At 71.2% G+C, this 13976-nt stretch carries 13 protein-coding genes; 3 read left to right on the top strand and 10 right to left on the bottom strand.

Annotation, left to right across the window (positions count from 1 at the left end; translation table 11 throughout):
* Window positions 1-31: 31 nt before the first annotated feature.
* Window positions 32-583 (bottom strand): hypothetical protein, encoded by a 552-nt coding sequence (locus tag ABH920_RS08640; RefSeq protein ID WP_370348352.1) that lies wholly within the window; start codon window positions 581-583, stop codon window positions 32-34.
* A gap of 187 nt (window positions 584-770) precedes the next feature.
* Between ABH920_RS08640 and ABH920_RS08635 the strand changes: the two genes are divergently transcribed.
* Window positions 771-1601, top strand: coding sequence for an SGNH/GDSL hydrolase family protein (locus ABH920_RS08635; protein ID WP_370348351.1), 831 nt, complete (start codon window positions 771-773; stop codon window positions 1599-1601).
* An 83-nt stretch (window positions 1602-1684) separates the two neighbouring features.
* Here ABH920_RS08635 and ABH920_RS08630 read toward each other — a convergent pair whose 3' ends face one another.
* The 5 genes from ABH920_RS08630 to ABH920_RS08610 form a co-directional block, all read right to left on the bottom strand.
* Window positions 1685-1837 (bottom strand): hypothetical protein, encoded by a 153-nt coding sequence (locus tag ABH920_RS08630; protein ID WP_370348350.1) that lies wholly within the window; start codon window positions 1835-1837, stop codon window positions 1685-1687.
* 68 nt (window positions 1838-1905) lie between these two features.
* Entirely contained in the window at window positions 1906-4137 is a 2232-nt protein-coding gene (locus ABH920_RS08625) for an MMPL family transporter (protein WP_370348349.1), read from the bottom strand.
* A 288-nt stretch (window positions 4138-4425) separates the two neighbouring features.
* On the bottom strand, window positions 4426-5376 hold the full coding sequence (locus ABH920_RS08620; RefSeq protein ID WP_370348348.1) for a GNAT family N-acetyltransferase: 951 nt from the start codon (window positions 5374-5376) through the stop codon (window positions 4426-4428).
* Window positions 5377-5378: 2 nt separating this feature from the next.
* Window positions 5379-6923: an amino acid permease gene (locus ABH920_RS08615; protein WP_370348347.1), complete on the bottom strand. Its 1545-nt coding sequence runs from the start codon at window positions 6921-6923 to the stop codon at window positions 5379-5381.
* Between the two features lie 71 nt (window positions 6924-6994).
* Window positions 6995-7969: a hypothetical protein gene (locus ABH920_RS08610; RefSeq protein ID WP_370348346.1), complete on the bottom strand. Its 975-nt coding sequence runs from the start codon at window positions 7967-7969 to the stop codon at window positions 6995-6997.
* Window positions 7970-8281: 312 nt separating this feature from the next.
* Here ABH920_RS08610 and ABH920_RS08605 point away from each other — a divergent pair, with 312 nt between their 5' ends.
* Together ABH920_RS08605 and ABH920_RS08600 are read left to right on the top strand one after the other, a co-directional pair.
* A complete protein-coding gene (locus tag ABH920_RS08605) occupies window positions 8282-9643 on the top strand; it encodes a helix-turn-helix domain-containing protein (protein WP_370348345.1) in 1362 nt (453 codons plus the stop codon).
* A 106-nt stretch (window positions 9644-9749) separates the two neighbouring features.
* The gene (locus ABH920_RS08600; RefSeq protein WP_370348344.1) at window positions 9750-10145 is read left to right on the top strand and encodes a hypothetical protein; all 396 of its coding nucleotides are present in this window, start codon (window positions 9750-9752) and stop codon (window positions 10143-10145) included.
* Between the two features lie 4 nt (window positions 10146-10149).
* Here ABH920_RS08600 and ABH920_RS08595 read toward each other — a convergent pair whose 3' ends face one another.
* The 4 genes from ABH920_RS08595 to ABH920_RS08580 are packed head-to-tail and all read right to left on the bottom strand — an operon-like array spanning window position 10150 to window position 13956.
* Entirely contained in the window at window positions 10150-10872 is a 723-nt protein-coding gene (locus tag ABH920_RS08595) for a hypothetical protein (RefSeq protein WP_370348343.1), read from the bottom strand.
* On the bottom strand, window positions 10869-12278 hold the full coding sequence (locus ABH920_RS08590; protein ID WP_370348341.1) for an MFS transporter: 1410 nt from the start codon (window positions 12276-12278) through the stop codon (window positions 10869-10871). The genes ABH920_RS08595 and ABH920_RS08590 overlap by 4 nt, the downstream gene beginning before the upstream one ends.
* Entirely contained in the window at window positions 12275-12964 is a 690-nt protein-coding gene (locus ABH920_RS08585) for an HAD family hydrolase (protein WP_370348340.1), read from the bottom strand. Before ABH920_RS08585 ends, ABH920_RS08590 begins: the two co-directional genes overlap by 4 nt.
* Window positions 12961-13956 carry a pseudouridine-5'-phosphate glycosidase gene (locus ABH920_RS08580; RefSeq protein WP_370348338.1) on the bottom strand — a complete coding sequence of 332 codons (996 nt, stop codon included), beginning with the start codon at window positions 13954-13956 and terminating at the stop codon, window positions 12961-12963. Before ABH920_RS08580 ends, ABH920_RS08585 begins: the two co-directional genes overlap by 4 nt.
* Between the last annotated feature and the right edge of the window lie 20 nt (window positions 13957-13976).

Genomic DNA, 13976 nt, shown 5'->3' with positions numbered 1-13976 from the left:
CGAGCGGGGCCCAGCCACGGTCTTTCCCGCGTCACAGGCTTGGCAGTCGCTCGCCGGGCAGAGGGTACCGCCCGGTTTCCAGTCGGAAGACGTACGCCTTGAGGTCGGCTTCGAGGCCTGTCTGAAGGCCTGTCTGAAGGTAGCCGAGGTACTCTCGCAGCCCTTCGGCCGCGTCGCGGTCGTCATGCCTGTCGCCGGGGGCCAGCGCCTTCAGAGTCGCGGACACACTCTCGACGACGCCGTGCCGGGCATGCCACCAGGTACGGACTGCGTCAGGGGTCCAGCGGTCGTCGCCGTTGCTCGCGTAGCCCTGGAACGGATCTGCTTCGGCCGCCAGCACCAGGCTCGCGACTTCAGCGGCATCGCGCGGTTGGCGGAAGACGTACTCCGCGAAGTATTCGCCCCCGTAGATCACGTTGTGCGGCGCGTGAAGTCGGCCGGTCCAGCAGTTGTCGGTCATGCCGGTGTAGAACGGTCCGGGAACATTCAAATAACCCAGATCGTCCCACCGGTCGAAGAAGACGCCGCGATCGGCGTCAGACAGAGCACTGACGGGGTCCCACACAGTTCCATCGGATTCCACACGGATACGGTACGGCGCCCGCCGACGACCCCCGGATACGACCGCGAGTCACAAGGAGTACCGCCAACTTTCGTCTGTCATTTCCGTTGCCCGCAAGGCGAGTGAAACTATCCTTCACAGGGCCCTGATCGAGTGCTATTGAAATCAGTGCGCCATCCCACATCCCCACTCCCTGTGGAGGCACTCAGTGCTGACCAGCCACCACGCGCGCAGATCGTCGATCCGCCGCGGACTGCTCACGGTGACGGCCGCGGTCACCGCGCTCGTCACGCTCCTGGCCACCAACGCCTCGGCGACCGCCGCCGACCACTACGTGGCCCTCGGCGACTCCTACTCCTCGGGCGTCGGCGCCGGCAGCTACATCTCGGCCAGCGGGAGCTGCGACCGGAGCACCAACGCCTACTCGCAGCTGTGGGCCAACAGCCGGCACCCGGCCAGCTACGTCTCCGTGGCCTGCTCCGGCGCCACCACGCAGGACGTCCTCAACAGCCAGATATCCTCGCTGAGCAGCAGCACGACGCTGGTCAGCATCACCATCGGCGGCAACGACATCGGCTTCTCCTCGGTCATGAAGACCTGCGTGCTGGACTCCGACAGCGCCTGCCTGAGCGCCATCAACACGGCCACCAGCCAGGCCAAGACCATCCTGCCGGGTCGGCTGGCGACCACGCTCGCGGCGATCCGCAGGGCCGCGCCGTCCGCGCACGTCGTGGTCCTGGGCTACCCCGAGCTCTACGACCTGAGCCACTCCTGGTACTGCCCCGGCCTGTCCGGCACCGACCGCAGCGCCCTGAACAGCGCCGCGGACCTGCTCGACACCCAGATCTCGACCGCGGCCAAGAACGCCGGCGACACCTTCGCCGACGTCCGCGGCCAGTTCCACGGCCACGAGCTGTGCGACTTCTTCAACGAGTGGCTGCACTCGGTGGACGTCACCGACGTCGGCGACTCCTACCACCCGACCGCGGACGGCCAGAACGGCGGCTACTACGCGGCGTTCAGCGCGGTCGCGCCGTAGTGCCGAGGACGTAGACCGTTTCTTCGGCGGCCGCGGCGATCACCCCAAGGATCGCCGCGGCCGCTCCGCTTCACAGATTCGTTTCACAGACCTTTGCCGGCCCGGCCCCGGAACTGCCGCGCGGCCTCCTGTGCGCGGATGTCCCGCCGGTCCTCGCGAGCCCGCCGCTCGACCTCCTCAGGCGTGAGCGGCCGCCGCCGGAACAGCCGGCCGAACCAGCCCAGTTTCCCGACCATCGTGACCCCCTGTCCGCGTGCATCCGACTACTGACAGGTGAACGCGCCACCACGGCCAGTAGTTCCGCTCAGGCGGAAGGCCGCGGACTTCCCGCGCCGTCGCCGTCGATCCCGGCCGCGACGCCGTCGTGACGGGCCAGCTGCTCCTGCAACTGCTCGCCCTCGATGTCGGGGTCCGGTACGTACCGCGCGAACCACTGCGGGTGGTACCAGAATCCCGACTTCGCCAGCGCCATCACCGCCGGTACCAGCGTGAGCCGCACGACGAAGGCGTCCAGGAACACGCCGGCCGCGAAGCTGAAGCCGATCGCCTTGATGGTCGGGGTCGGCGAGACGATGAAGGCCACGAAGATCGAGAACATGATCAGCGCCGCCGCCGTCACCACCCGCGACGCCGTCCCAGCGCCGCGCCGGACCGCCTCGACCGCGTTCCCGTTCTTCGTGAAGTCCTCCTTGATGCGGCTGACGACGAAGACCTCGTAGTCGCTGGACAGCCCGAAGATGATCGCGATCATGATGATCGGCAGGAAGCTGATGGTCTCCGACTTCGTGATGTTGAAGATCTTCTCGCCCCAGCCCCACTGGAACAGCGCGACCTGCGCGCCGAACGCCGCGCCGACCGACAGCAGGAAGCCGATGATCGACTTGATCGGCACCCAGATGGTGCGGAAGGCGAAGGTCAGCAGGATGAACGCCAGCCCCACCACGACGATCAGGAAGACCGGCAGCGCCGAGGACAGCTTCGAGGACACGTCGATGTTCGAGGCCGTGACGCCGCCGATCAGGACGTTCGCCCCGCTGCCGGCCGCGATCGCCGCGCGGTTGTCCCGCAGGTGGTGCACCAGGTCGGCGGTCGCCGGGTCGCTCGGCCCGGTGGTCGGCACGACGCGGACCACCGCGGTGCTCCCGTTCAGCGCCAGCGGCGTGGACGCCGCGACCCCCGGCTGCTTGGCCAGCCCGGCCGCGATCTGGTTCACCTGCTGCTGCGACTGCACCCCGTCGGCCACGACCAGCAGCGGGCCGTTGAACCCGGGCCCGAAGTTCGCGGTGGTGATGTCGTAGGCCTTGCGCGAGGTGTCGCCCTTGGGGTTCGACGACGCGCCGGGCAGGCCGAGCTGCACCCGCGTGGCCGGCGCGGCCAGCAGCAACAGCAGCGCGACGCCGCACAGCAGCACCGGGATCCGGTGGTGCACGACGAACCGCGCCCAGCGCCAGCCGTGCGCCTTCTCCGGGTTCTCCACGGACTGCCGCGCGATCTGCTCGGAGTGCGCCTTGCCGAACGGGAAGCGCGAGAAGTTCCGCAGCTTGTCGCCGGCGAACCCGAGCATCGCCGGGACCAGCGTCAGCGAGATCACCATGGCCAGCAGCACCGCGCCGGCGGCGGCCACACCCATGATCGTGAGGAACGGGATGCCGACGACCGCGAGCCCGCACAGCGCGATGATGACCGTGCCGGCGGCGAACACCACCGAACCGCCCGCCGTCCCGGCGGCCAGCCCGACCGCCTGGTCCGGCGGCATCCCGCGCAGCAGGCCGTCCCGGTGCCGGGCGATGATGAACAGCCCGTAGTCGATGCCGCAGGACAGCCCCAGCATGATCGCGACGGTCGTCGAGGTCGAGGCGATGGTCATCACCGCGGCCAGCGCGGTGACCGTCATGACCGTGGTCAGCACGCCGATCACGGCCGTCATGATCGGCAGCCCGGCCGCCACCAGCGACCCGAACGTGATCACCAGGATGATGAAGGCGATGATCAGGCCGACGAGCTCGGGCAGTTCCGAGGGCACGACCCGCCATCCCGGATACACGCTGCCGTTGTACTCGACCTGCACCCCGGCCGCCTGCGCCGGGGCCACGGCCTTCTTCACCAGGTCGAGCGTGGAGTCCTTGATGTCCGGCGGCTGCGCGCTCCACTGCAGGTTGCCCAGCGCCACCTGGCCGTTCTGCGAGATCGGGCCGCCCTGGAACGGGTCCGCCGACTGCACGACCCCCGGGACCTTCCCCAGGTTCGTCACGGCCTGCTCGATCCCGGCCTTGGGCCCGGCGTCGGTGACGTGCGTGCCGCCCGGGACGGCGAACACGACCGTGGTCTGCGCGCCGCTGAGCGCCGGCAGCTTCACCTTCAGCAGGTCCGTGACGCGCTGCGACTCGGTACCCGGGATGGTGAACTCGTCGTTGGTCTTGCCGCCGCTGGCCCCGGCCACGACGATCATGCCCACGACCAAGACCAGCCAGATCGCCAGCACCAGCCGTCGGCGGAAGAAGGCCCAGCGTGCGACGCGGAACAGGTAGGTGGACACACACGCAGCATCCGGTGCGGGCGGGGTGTGCGCAGTCCGGGATGAGCCATCCGGGAGCGTTGCGGGCTCGGGGCGGTGCGGCTCGCGCTCCAGTGCCGGATCGCAGAGATGTTCGATCGGGGCGCTGCGGCGGCGCCGGAGAACACAGAAGCGCCGGAAAACAACGAAGTGGCGTCCTCGTTCCCGAGGGCGCCACTTCCATTGCGGCTCCAGGCACGCCGTACCCGACGCGGAAGCGCCGGTCAGTCCCTCGGCGGGCCCGGTGAAGTTGCCCCGATTCTATCCGGGTCAGCCCAGCTCGAACGAGGTGATTCCGTAGACCGAAGCCATTTCGATATCGCGCACCGGCCCGGTGTACATCCGGGCGGTCTCGAAGCTGGGCTTCATTCCGTGGCGCTCGACCAGCGCCACCGCCGCCGCGTTGGTCTCGGGCACGTCCAGCGCGATCTCCAGCGAGCGCGACGCCTCGGGGCCGCCAGCCGCCACCAGGCCCGCGATCAGGGCCCTGAACAGCGTCTCGGCCACCTCGGGGGTGTCGGCGAACAGCGGGCCGATCTTGGCGAACGCCGGGGCCGGCCGGATCACGCCGTACCCCACGAGCTCGCCATCGGACACAGCCGCGTACCCGATGTGCCCCGGGGCCGACAGCCAGCGGTCGAGGAACACCGGACGCTCGGCCGGGAAGCGGCCGCCGTCGTAGGACTCGAGCGCGGACCGGCCGATCTCGGCGACCGGCACCACGGACGGTCCGTTCCCGGACCTCGACTCGGACCCCGGCTCGGACCCCGACTCGGACCCCGACTCGGATCCGGCGCTCGCCGCGAGGTCCGCCGGCGCGGGCCCGACGTACCGGATGTTGCGGTGCGCCAGCCGGAACCCGGACCGCCGGTAGTTGTCCTGCTGCTCCAGCACGCCGTCCAGCCCGATCACCCGGTCGCCCGCGTGCTCCAGTCCGGCCTGCCATGTGGCGTACCCGTGCCCCTGCCCGCGGAAGTCCGGATGCACCAGGTAAAACCCGAGGAACGAGAACGTCTCCCCGTAGTTCACCACCGACACCGCCGACACCGGCCGTCCGTCGATCCGGCCTACGAAGAACCCGTCAGGGTCCTGAGCGAGGAAGCATCCGCCGTCGGCGGGGCCGGGATTCCAGCCCTCGCCGGCGGCCCAGGACTCGAAGACCGGCCAGTCGGCCGCGCCTGCCGGGGCGATCTCCAGTCCGGTCTTCGGGTCCTGATTCATCTCTACAGATCCTCTTCCATGGCCGCCAGCTCCTCCGGCGTGCCGTAGCTGATCGGGCCCCGGAACGTCCGACGGGCCGTCATGAACCACCATACGGTCGCGATGAAGAGCACCACGGCCAGCGCCACCGGAGCGTAGTTGAACGTCTTGTGGGTGATCGGGTACGACTGCGGCAGCAGGAACAGGATGCTGCTCAGCGTGATCCACACCACCGCGATCGTGGTCACCGGCCGGCTCCAGCGGCCCAGGTGCCACGGACCGCGCACGAAGTCGTCGCCCCGGCGCAGCCGCAGGAAGATCGGCACGCCGTAGGAGCCGAACAGCCCGATGACGTTGACCGAGACGATGGCCTGGAACGCGACCGTGTTCCACAGCGAGGGCACGCCGAGCAGGAACGCGCCGACCGCGGCGAACCACACCGACTTCACCGGCGTGTGGGTCCGCTTGCTGACCGAGCGCCACATCTTCCAGCCGGGGATCGCGCCGTCCCGGGAGAAGGCGAAGATCTGGCGGGAGTTCGAGGTCATGTTCGCCAGGCCGCAGAAGAAGATCGCGCCGCAGACCACCAGCAGCAGGATCTTGGCGGTGGTCAGGCCCAGCGCGTCGACGAAGATCTGCGCCGCCGGCTCGTTGGCCGAGGCCTCGTTGCCGTAGTTGCCCGGCGACATCGCGAACGTCAGGGCCAGGATCAGGACCAGGCCGGCGACCCAGGAGAAGGCGATCGAGCGGACGATGCCCTTGGGCGCCGAGACGGCCGCGTGCGTGGTCTCCTCCGACATGTGCGCCGAGGCGTCGAACCCGGTGAAGGTCCAACTGGTGAACAGCAGGCCGATCATGCCCGCGTAGACGCCGGACTTGAACCCGGTGCCGTTGACGAAGTGCGTGAAGGCGAAGCTCGCCGAGTTGTGGTGCGAGGGGAACACGATCAGGTAGAAGGTGATCACCACGCCGCCGACCAGCAGCCAGGCGATGCTGATCTTGTTCAGCAGCGCGACCAGCCCGACGGTGTAGGTGTTCAGCAGCGCGTGGATCAGCAGGATCGCGCCGTAGATGGCCAGGATCTGCCCGGCCTTCGGGGCGTAGCTCGGCCACTGCAGGGTGGCCAGCGCCACCGCGAAGTTGGCCAGCGCGAAGTCGGTGGCCGCGGTGCCGCCGATCTGGCCGATGAAGTTCAGCCAGCCGGTGAACCAGCTCCAGCCCGCGTTGTGCCGCTTGGCCAGCTTCGCCGACCAGTAGTACAGCGCCGCCGAGGTCGGGAAGCCGGAGGTGATCTCGGCCATCGCGGCGCCGACGAACAGCACCAGCAGGCCGACGCCGAGCCAGCCGAAGACCATGATGCGCGGCCCGCCGGAGATCATGGCCAGGCTCAGCGCGGTCATCACGCCGGAGATGAAGTTGATGATCGTCGCCGAGATCGCGAAGTTCCCGAACGCGTTGACCCGCCGGGCGAGCTGGCGTGGGTAGCCGAGCTCCCGCAGTGTCTGGTCGTCGTCGGGCATCTCCAGCGAACTGCCGCGACGGCTGGTCGATGTGGCGGAGGTCGCCATCTGCCGTACCTCTTTTGGGGGGAAGGGGGGTGCGAAGGACATGCCACGCGAGGGCGAACGCGGCAGGCGGTTCAGAGTTCTGACATACAGCGCTCCCGGGCCATCGCCAGAACCTGTTCCGGATTGCCGTGCAGGGACCACGGCGTGGTCATCGCGTACGGTCCGATGACGTCGAAGACCCGGGCCGCCGGCCGCCACTGCGAACCGGCCCACAGGGCGTGCGCCAGGTGGTGCAGGTCCGGCAGCAGTACGCCGTTCCCGCCGCTCGGGAGGAACCACTGGGTGTAGCAGCGTTCTGTCTCCTGCTCCGCGTACGCGGTCGACCAGTTGCGGTAGGTCAGCAGGACTCTGTTGAGATCGTTGCGCTCCAACTGCTGGCGGAACGCCTCGATGAAGGCCACCAGCTGGAGCACCACCAGCGCCGACCCGGTCGGGGCCTGGCTGCTGATCCAGTGCGCGACCCCGGACACCGCCGACACCGACCCGCCGCTCTTCGGCCCGACCGCGGCCAGCAGCCGGTGGTGCGCCTCGCGGTTCCACGGATCGCGCCTCCACAGCTGGCCCATGGTCTGCCACGGGCCGGCCACCTGGAGCTCCGGCGGGCCGGGGACGTTCTGCGGCGCGGCCGGGGCCAGGTGCAGCAGCGCGATCCACGGCAGGGGGTCCTCCGGGAACCGCTCGGCGGTCTCCAGGCACTGCGTCCGCGCCAGATCCACGAGCCCGTCGGCCTTGGGGTGGCGCGCGCGGTGCGCTTGCAGGGCCCTGATCACGTTGGCACGCAGCCGCAGCAGCGCCGCCTCAGGGCTGTCCGGCTCCTCGGCCAGCCAGGCGGTGTCCACCCCGTTGGACGCCGCGATCTGGGCCAGGATCAGGTAGCGGTAGTCGCGTACGTCCTCGCCGGCCTGCCGGTCGGCCAGCAGTTCGCCGGCCAGGGCGTAGCGGCCGACCCGCAGTTCCTGGGTGGTCGTGGCCAGCCGCCGGTCCAGGCCCGCCGGATCCCAGACCAATTTGAGGTGGCTCTCGCCCGACCCCCTGCGCTTCACCACGGATGGACCTCTCCCGGCGCCGAGGACCCGCGGGGGATCACCGCGGCCATCCGTGCGCTGGCATGGGCAAACAGGCCGCACAGTATCTGCGCACCGCCTGCCACCGCCTCAGTTTTGCCTGTTGTCAGGGCCCGAATCTGAACGCGGAATACCCAATCCGAAAACGCCCGGTTCGGGAAGCGCACAGACCGTGCGGCGACCATGCACGGACCATGCGACAGCAGGCCTGACCTATAAGTATGCTGACCGATATCGCTGACTGTCCGCATACCGTCGATCGCAGTCTGGAGTGCGCACGAAAGGGGGACGATCATGGCCAAGCCCAAGCAGTCCAGGCTCCGCCGGGTGGGTCTGGCCCGCGCCCGCGAGGCGGCCGGGCTCACGCAGGAGGCGTTCGCCGTGCGGGCCGGGGTCGAGGTGTCCACGGTCGTGCGCTGGGAGAGCGGATGCACCACGCCGCTGCCCGGGAAGCGGCCGCAGATCGCCCGGGCGCTCGGCGTCGGGCTGCAGGACCTGGAGCGGCTGCTGTCGCCGGAGGGGCCGCTGACTTTCGCAGGGGGCTGGGAAAGCACGGACGACGGCCGGCTGGCGGCGATCGCGGGGGTCCGCGAGGAGGTCGCGAAGCTGACGGCCGAGTACGACGCGCGGCCGGAGATGGGCCTGGTGGTGCAGGCCGCCGGATTGCTGGGGCGGGTCGAGGTGCTGCGCGCGGCCGGGGGAGCGGGGGGAGCCGGGGGAGCGGGTTCGGCCGGTTCCTCTGTTTTCTCAGACGGCGCGTATTCCTTTGGCGGTGCGGCCGAGGCGCCTTTGAACGCGCCTTCGTTATCGGAGCGGTTTTTGATCGGGGCCTCGCTGTCGGACGTCGCGGCTGGCATGGCTGGCACGACCGGCGCGCCGCACCCGGCCGGCTCGGTCAGCCCCATTCGCTGGCGCCGCGACCTCGACGTCGCCGAAGCCGAAACCGCCCTCCTGGTCGGCCGCCTCATGTGGGACGCCGCCGGCCGCCGCGACTCCTCGACCGCCGAGGAGTTCTTCGACCGCGCCGCCCGCCGCGCCGGACAGGCCGGCGACTCGGTCCTGCAAGTCACCGCGACCCTGCGCGCCGCCTTCGTCGGCCTCTACGGCGGCGACCCGCGCGCCGGGGTCCGCCGCTGCGTACAGGCCGCCGTCATCGCCGCACCGGTCAGCGAGGCCCTGTTCGCCCTGGCCCGCCTGCACGCCGCCGAAGGCCACGCGATCCTCGGCAACGCCGCCGAATGCGACCGGGCCCTGACCACGGCGCGCGGCGCGATGGCGGCCATCAGCCCCGACGACCCGGCCCCCGGCGTCTGCTCGCCCCGCACCTACCAACGCCTGGCCGGCTCCGCCTACCTGGCCCTCGGCCGCCACACCGAGGCCCGCGTCGCGCTCACCGAGGCCGCCATCCGCTACGAGCCCGGCAAGGTCCTCGCGCTGGTCCTCGGTCACCTGGCGCTGGCCTGCCTCGGCGAAGGCGATACGGACGCGGCGCTGCGGCACTTCCGCACCGCGATCGAACTCGCCGAGGCCACGCAGTCCGTGGGCGCGCTGGCGGTGGCGTCCCGGGCGGGACGGGAGCTCGTGCGCGTCTCCGGCGGCGCGCGGCCCGAGGCGCTGGAGATCGTGGACCGGCTGCTGACGGTGCTCGCCTCGTGATCGCAACCGCCACAGTGCTCTGATACCGCCGCCGACCGGCGGCGATACCGCCGACCCGGCAGCCTGGGAGAAGAACCGCAGGCCCGGCCGCACCGATGCTGACGGTATGCGGCTGTTGTTGGTACTCGCGGTGGGATTGCTGCCGGTCGGCGTCATCATGTGCTGGGTCGGCGCACGCTCGCTCAGAGAGCAGTTGGTGCTGTGGCGGCGCGGGATACGAGTCCCCGCCGTCGCCGAACGCTGGGACATGCGGGCCGGCTCGGTCGGCGTCTACCGCTTCCTCGACGCCGCAGGCCGCACCCAGGTGGTCAACGCGGAGCGCGTCCGCGCGAAGCCGGCGGCCGAGGTGGAGATCGTCTACGACCCGGTCGACATGACCGTGGCCCGCGAACGCTTCTGGCTCGCCGAGGTGGTGGTCGCCACCCTGTGCATCGTCACCGGCCTCGCGGTGACGGTGTCCGGGGTGGCGACGATCGTGCTGGCAGTCGTGGCCTTCGCCTGAGCGGCTAGCTCGCCGCCTCCAACCCCCGCCCCAAAACCGCCGAGTTGGCACTCACCACCGGCACCCCCAACTTCCGCTCCACCTCCGCGGCGGCGTCCAGCGTCCGGAAGCCGCTGCCGGGGATCAGGATCGCGTCCGTCGTCGGGGTCGCGGCGGCGAGGATCTGGTCGCGCAGCGCGGTGTGCGGGATGTGGCCCTTGGCGCCGCGGTCGAACAGGTCCTGGCGGGTGCCCGTGTCCCAGGCCGGGCCGAGGTCGTAGCGGTGGGTGCGGATGTCGGGCGGGAGGCCCAGGTACGCCGCCGTGCCGGCGACCGTGCGGTCCGTGAACCACGGCGGCGCGATGAGCAGCGGGTCGGACGGGCTCAGGGCACTGAGACGCCGCCGGAGCGCCTCCCCGGCCGTGAACGCGGGCACGCCGGTGGCCGCCGTCACGGCCTCGGCGAAGCCGGTGTCGAACGCCGTCCCGCCGAAGACGCTCACCGACACGAAGCACAGCGCCAGCGCGTCGGCGCCGGCGTCGCTCAGGTCGGCGAGCGTGCGGCGGACGCCCTCGCTGAGGAAGTCCTCGACGGATTCTCCCAAGTACTCCTCGCCGGGAGCTCGCTGTAGCGCAAAGCGTCCCGTGACGATCTCCACCCCGGCCGGCGCGGCACGCCAGATCTCCGCCTCGGGCACCGGATCGTTGTGCACGACCAGAACGCCGAGACGTCGTACCTCCCCGCTCATCGCGCGCCCCGCGGGCCGCGCACCGCGGTCACCGCGCCCGCGACGAGAGCGCCGGCCGCCGCGAACGCCGCCGTCGTCAGGAACGCGTTCCGGTACGTCCCGGCCGCCGACGGCGACCCCATCACCAGCACCAGGATCGCCAGCGACGCCGCAGCGCTCATGTACTGGCTGGTCGTCAGCACCGCGCCGGCCGTGCCCTGGTCCTCGTCGCGCAGGCCGCCGGTGCCGGTGACGAACATCGACGTGTACGTCAGCCCGTGCCCGATCCCGGACACCACGATGCCCGGCAGCATGTGCGTCGCGTACCCGGTCCCGCCCGCCGACGCCGCCAGGATCGCCAGCCCCGCCGCGTCCAGCACGAACGCGATCGTCAGCAGCCGCACCGCCCCCACGCGCGCGATGAACCGCCCGGCGAGCATGTTGCCCGCCACGATGCACAGCGCCAGCGGCAGGAAGCCCAGACCCGCGCGCAGCGGGCTGTAGCCGTACCGGTTCTGCAGAATCAGGGTGATGACGTAGAACTCCGCGCCGACGCTCGCCATGTACAGTGCCGTCGAGGCCGCGCCGAGCCGCAGCATCGCGTTCGAGCGCAGCGCGCGGTCGATCAGCGGCGCCGCCGAGGTCCGCTCGTGCCACACGAACCCGGCGACCAGCAGCACCCCGCCCACGCCGAAACCGAGCGTCCGGCCGTCGGTCCAGCCGTGCACCGCCGCGAACGTCAGAGCGCTGACGACCGACAGCGACGCCGTCGTCGCCAGCACCGCACCGACCGTGCTCAGCGCCCGCTGGTCCCCGCGCCGGCCGTCCGAAGGCAGCAGCCGCGGCGCCGCCACCGCGCACACCACCGCCACCGGCAGGTTCACCAGCATCGTCCAGCGCCACGACGCCGACGTCAGCACGCCGCCGAGGAGCGCGCCCGCGGCCAGCCCCGACGCCCCGATCGTGCCCCACACCGCCAGCGCCTTCTCCCGTGCCGGCCCCGCCTCGAACGTGCGGTTGATCAGCGCGATGATCGCGGGCTGCATCAACGCCGCCCCGAGCCCCTGCGCGCCGCGCGCCGCCAGCAGCAGCCCGCCGGAGTTCGCCAGGCCGCCGGCCGTCGCCGCCAGCCCGAACAACACCAGCGCCGCGATCAGGATCCGGCGCGCGCCATAACGGTCTCCGGCGCGCCCGCTCACCAGCAGGAACCCCGCGAACAGCACCGCGTAGGCGGACACCACCCACTGCAGCGTGTCCGGCCCCAGCTTCAGGCTGTGCCCGATGCTGGGCAGCGCCACGTAGATGACGGAGTAGTCCAGCGCGATCAGGAACTGCGCCAGCGAGAGCAGCAGCAGCCCGGCCGTTCGCGCGGAAGTGGATGACTTACCGCGGCTGACGGATACGTCAGTGTTCTCATACGTGGTCACGGTGACACCTCGGTGTGGGGGGAAACGGTGGTGAGCGGACGGTGTTCTTCGGAAAGCAGCAGTGGGGCGAGATCATCAGAGGTCTGAGCGACCTGCGTGGCGCCGGCCGCGCGCAGGTCCGGGACGGACGCGACGCCGTACGCGACACCGATGCCGCGCATCCCGGCGGCGACGGCCATCTTCATGTCGTCGGTGCTGTCGCCGACCACGACGCAGTCGCCGGGCTCCACGCCCAGCGCCTTCGCTGCCGCGAGCGCCTGGTCCGGCGCGGGCTTGCCAGGGACGCCGGCGACGAAGCCGACCGTCACCGGGAAGTAGGGCGCGAGCCCGGCGGCCTCCAGGAACTCCGTCGCACCCGCCGGCGACTTGCTCGTGACGACCGCGATCGGCCGGCCGGCGTCGACGAGCTCGCCGAGGAGTCCGCGGATCGCCGGGAACACCAGGTCCGCGGCGTGCGGCACGACCTCGTCGGCGAACCGCGTGCGGAACTCGGAGACCGCGACGCGCACCGCGGGGGAGTCCTCGTCCGCCGCGAGGATCTCGGCGAAGAGCCCTGCGATGGGCCGTCCGACACTGGCTGCCAGGCGGTCGGACGGCGCGAGCGGGCACATGTCGGCGAGGATCCGGGCGATGGCGCCCGGGGTGTCGGCGAGCGTGCCGTCGAGGTCGAACAGGACGGCGGTCATGAGGCTGCGCCTCGCGCTCCGGCGAAGACCTCGGCCGCCTCGGCCGCCTCGGCAGCTTCGACGCCGACACCGTCAGCTGCGGCAAGCCGTTCCTCGAACAGCCGCACCGCGAACTCCGCGCCGAGCCGCGTCGTCGACAACAGCACCTCGCGGTTCGCCGCCGACGTCTGCCCGCCGGAGTTGCGTGCCAGCTCCTTCAACAGGAACGGCGTGATGTCCGGCCCGGTCACCCGCGCCTCCTGCGCCGCGACCTCCGCCTCGGCGATCCGCGCCTCCAGCACGTCGAACGGCACCCCGTGCTCGGCCGCGATCGGATGCGTGACGAGGAACCCGCCTTCGACCCCGGAATCCCAGTGCGCCAGCACCGAGCGCGCGATCAGGCCGAGGTCGTCCAGCCGGTGCGGGTTGGGCCGCCCCGAGGAGACGCTGACGTACCCGGGGAACTCGTCGCACCGGTAGCCGACCACCGGCACCGAGTGCGTCTCCAGCCATTCCAACGTCAACCCGGCGTCCAGGATCGACTTCACGCCGGCGCAGACCACCGCCACCCGGTTCCGCACGAAGGCGGGGAGGTCCGCGGAGACGTCGAAGCTGGTCGCCGCACCGCGGTGCACGCCGCCGATCCCGGCGACCGCCAGCACCTCGATCCCGGCCAGCCGCGCGCCGTGGACGGCGCCCGAGACGGTCAGCGCCCCGATGCCGCCCCCGGCCGCGACCCGGCCGATGTCGCGCACCGACGCCTTGACCGCCGTCGGATCCTCGGCGACCCGCTGCAACTGCTCGTCGGTGAGCCCGACGTGCAGCGTTCCGTCGAGCACCGCGATGCGTGCCGGTACCGCGCCGCCGTCGCGGGCGGCGCCGTCCACTGCCTGCGCCGACTCCAGATTGGCCGGGTAGGGCAGGCCGCCGGCGATGACCGAGGTCTCCAGGGCCAGGATCGGGCGGCGGCCCAGGGCGTCGGCGACTTCCGGGCTGATGGTCAACCGGGGCATGGTTGCTTGTCCCTTCTTCG

Source organism: Catenulispora sp. EB89, from assembly GCF_041261445.1.
GTDB lineage: Bacteria > Actinomycetota > Actinomycetes > Streptomycetales > Catenulisporaceae > Catenulispora.
This window is presented reverse-complemented; position numbering and strand designations above follow the sequence as displayed.

Excerpts from the sequence above, each read along its gene's own strand:
- ABH920_RS08580 (WP_370348338.1), bottom strand. The coding sequence starts at position 13,956 with ATGCCCCGGTTGACCATCAGCCCGGAAGTCGCCGACGCCCTGGGCCGC.
- ABH920_RS08600 (WP_370348344.1), top strand. The coding sequence starts at position 9,750 with ATGCGGCTGTTGTTGGTACTCGCGGTGGGATTGCTGCCGGTCGGCGTC.
- ABH920_RS08620 (WP_370348348.1), bottom strand. The coding sequence starts at position 5,376 with ATGAATCAGGACCCGAAGACCGGACTGGAGATCGCCCCGGCAGGCGCG.
- ABH920_RS08595 (WP_370348343.1), bottom strand. The coding sequence starts at position 10,872 with ATGAGCGGGGAGGTACGACGTCTCGGCGTTCTGGTCGTGCACAACGAT.
- ABH920_RS08630 (WP_370348350.1), bottom strand. The coding sequence starts at position 1,837 with ATGGTCGGGAAACTGGGCTGGTTCGGCCGGCTGTTCCGGCGGCGGCCG.
- ABH920_RS08585 (WP_370348340.1), bottom strand. The coding sequence starts at position 12,964 with ATGACCGCCGTCCTGTTCGACCTCGACGGCACGCTCGCCGACACCCCG.
- ABH920_RS08615 (WP_370348347.1), bottom strand. The coding sequence starts at position 6,923 with ATGGCGACCTCCGCCACATCGACCAGCCGTCGCGGCAGTTCGCTGGAG.
- ABH920_RS08605 (WP_370348345.1), top strand. The coding sequence starts at position 8,282 with ATGGCCAAGCCCAAGCAGTCCAGGCTCCGCCGGGTGGGTCTGGCCCGC.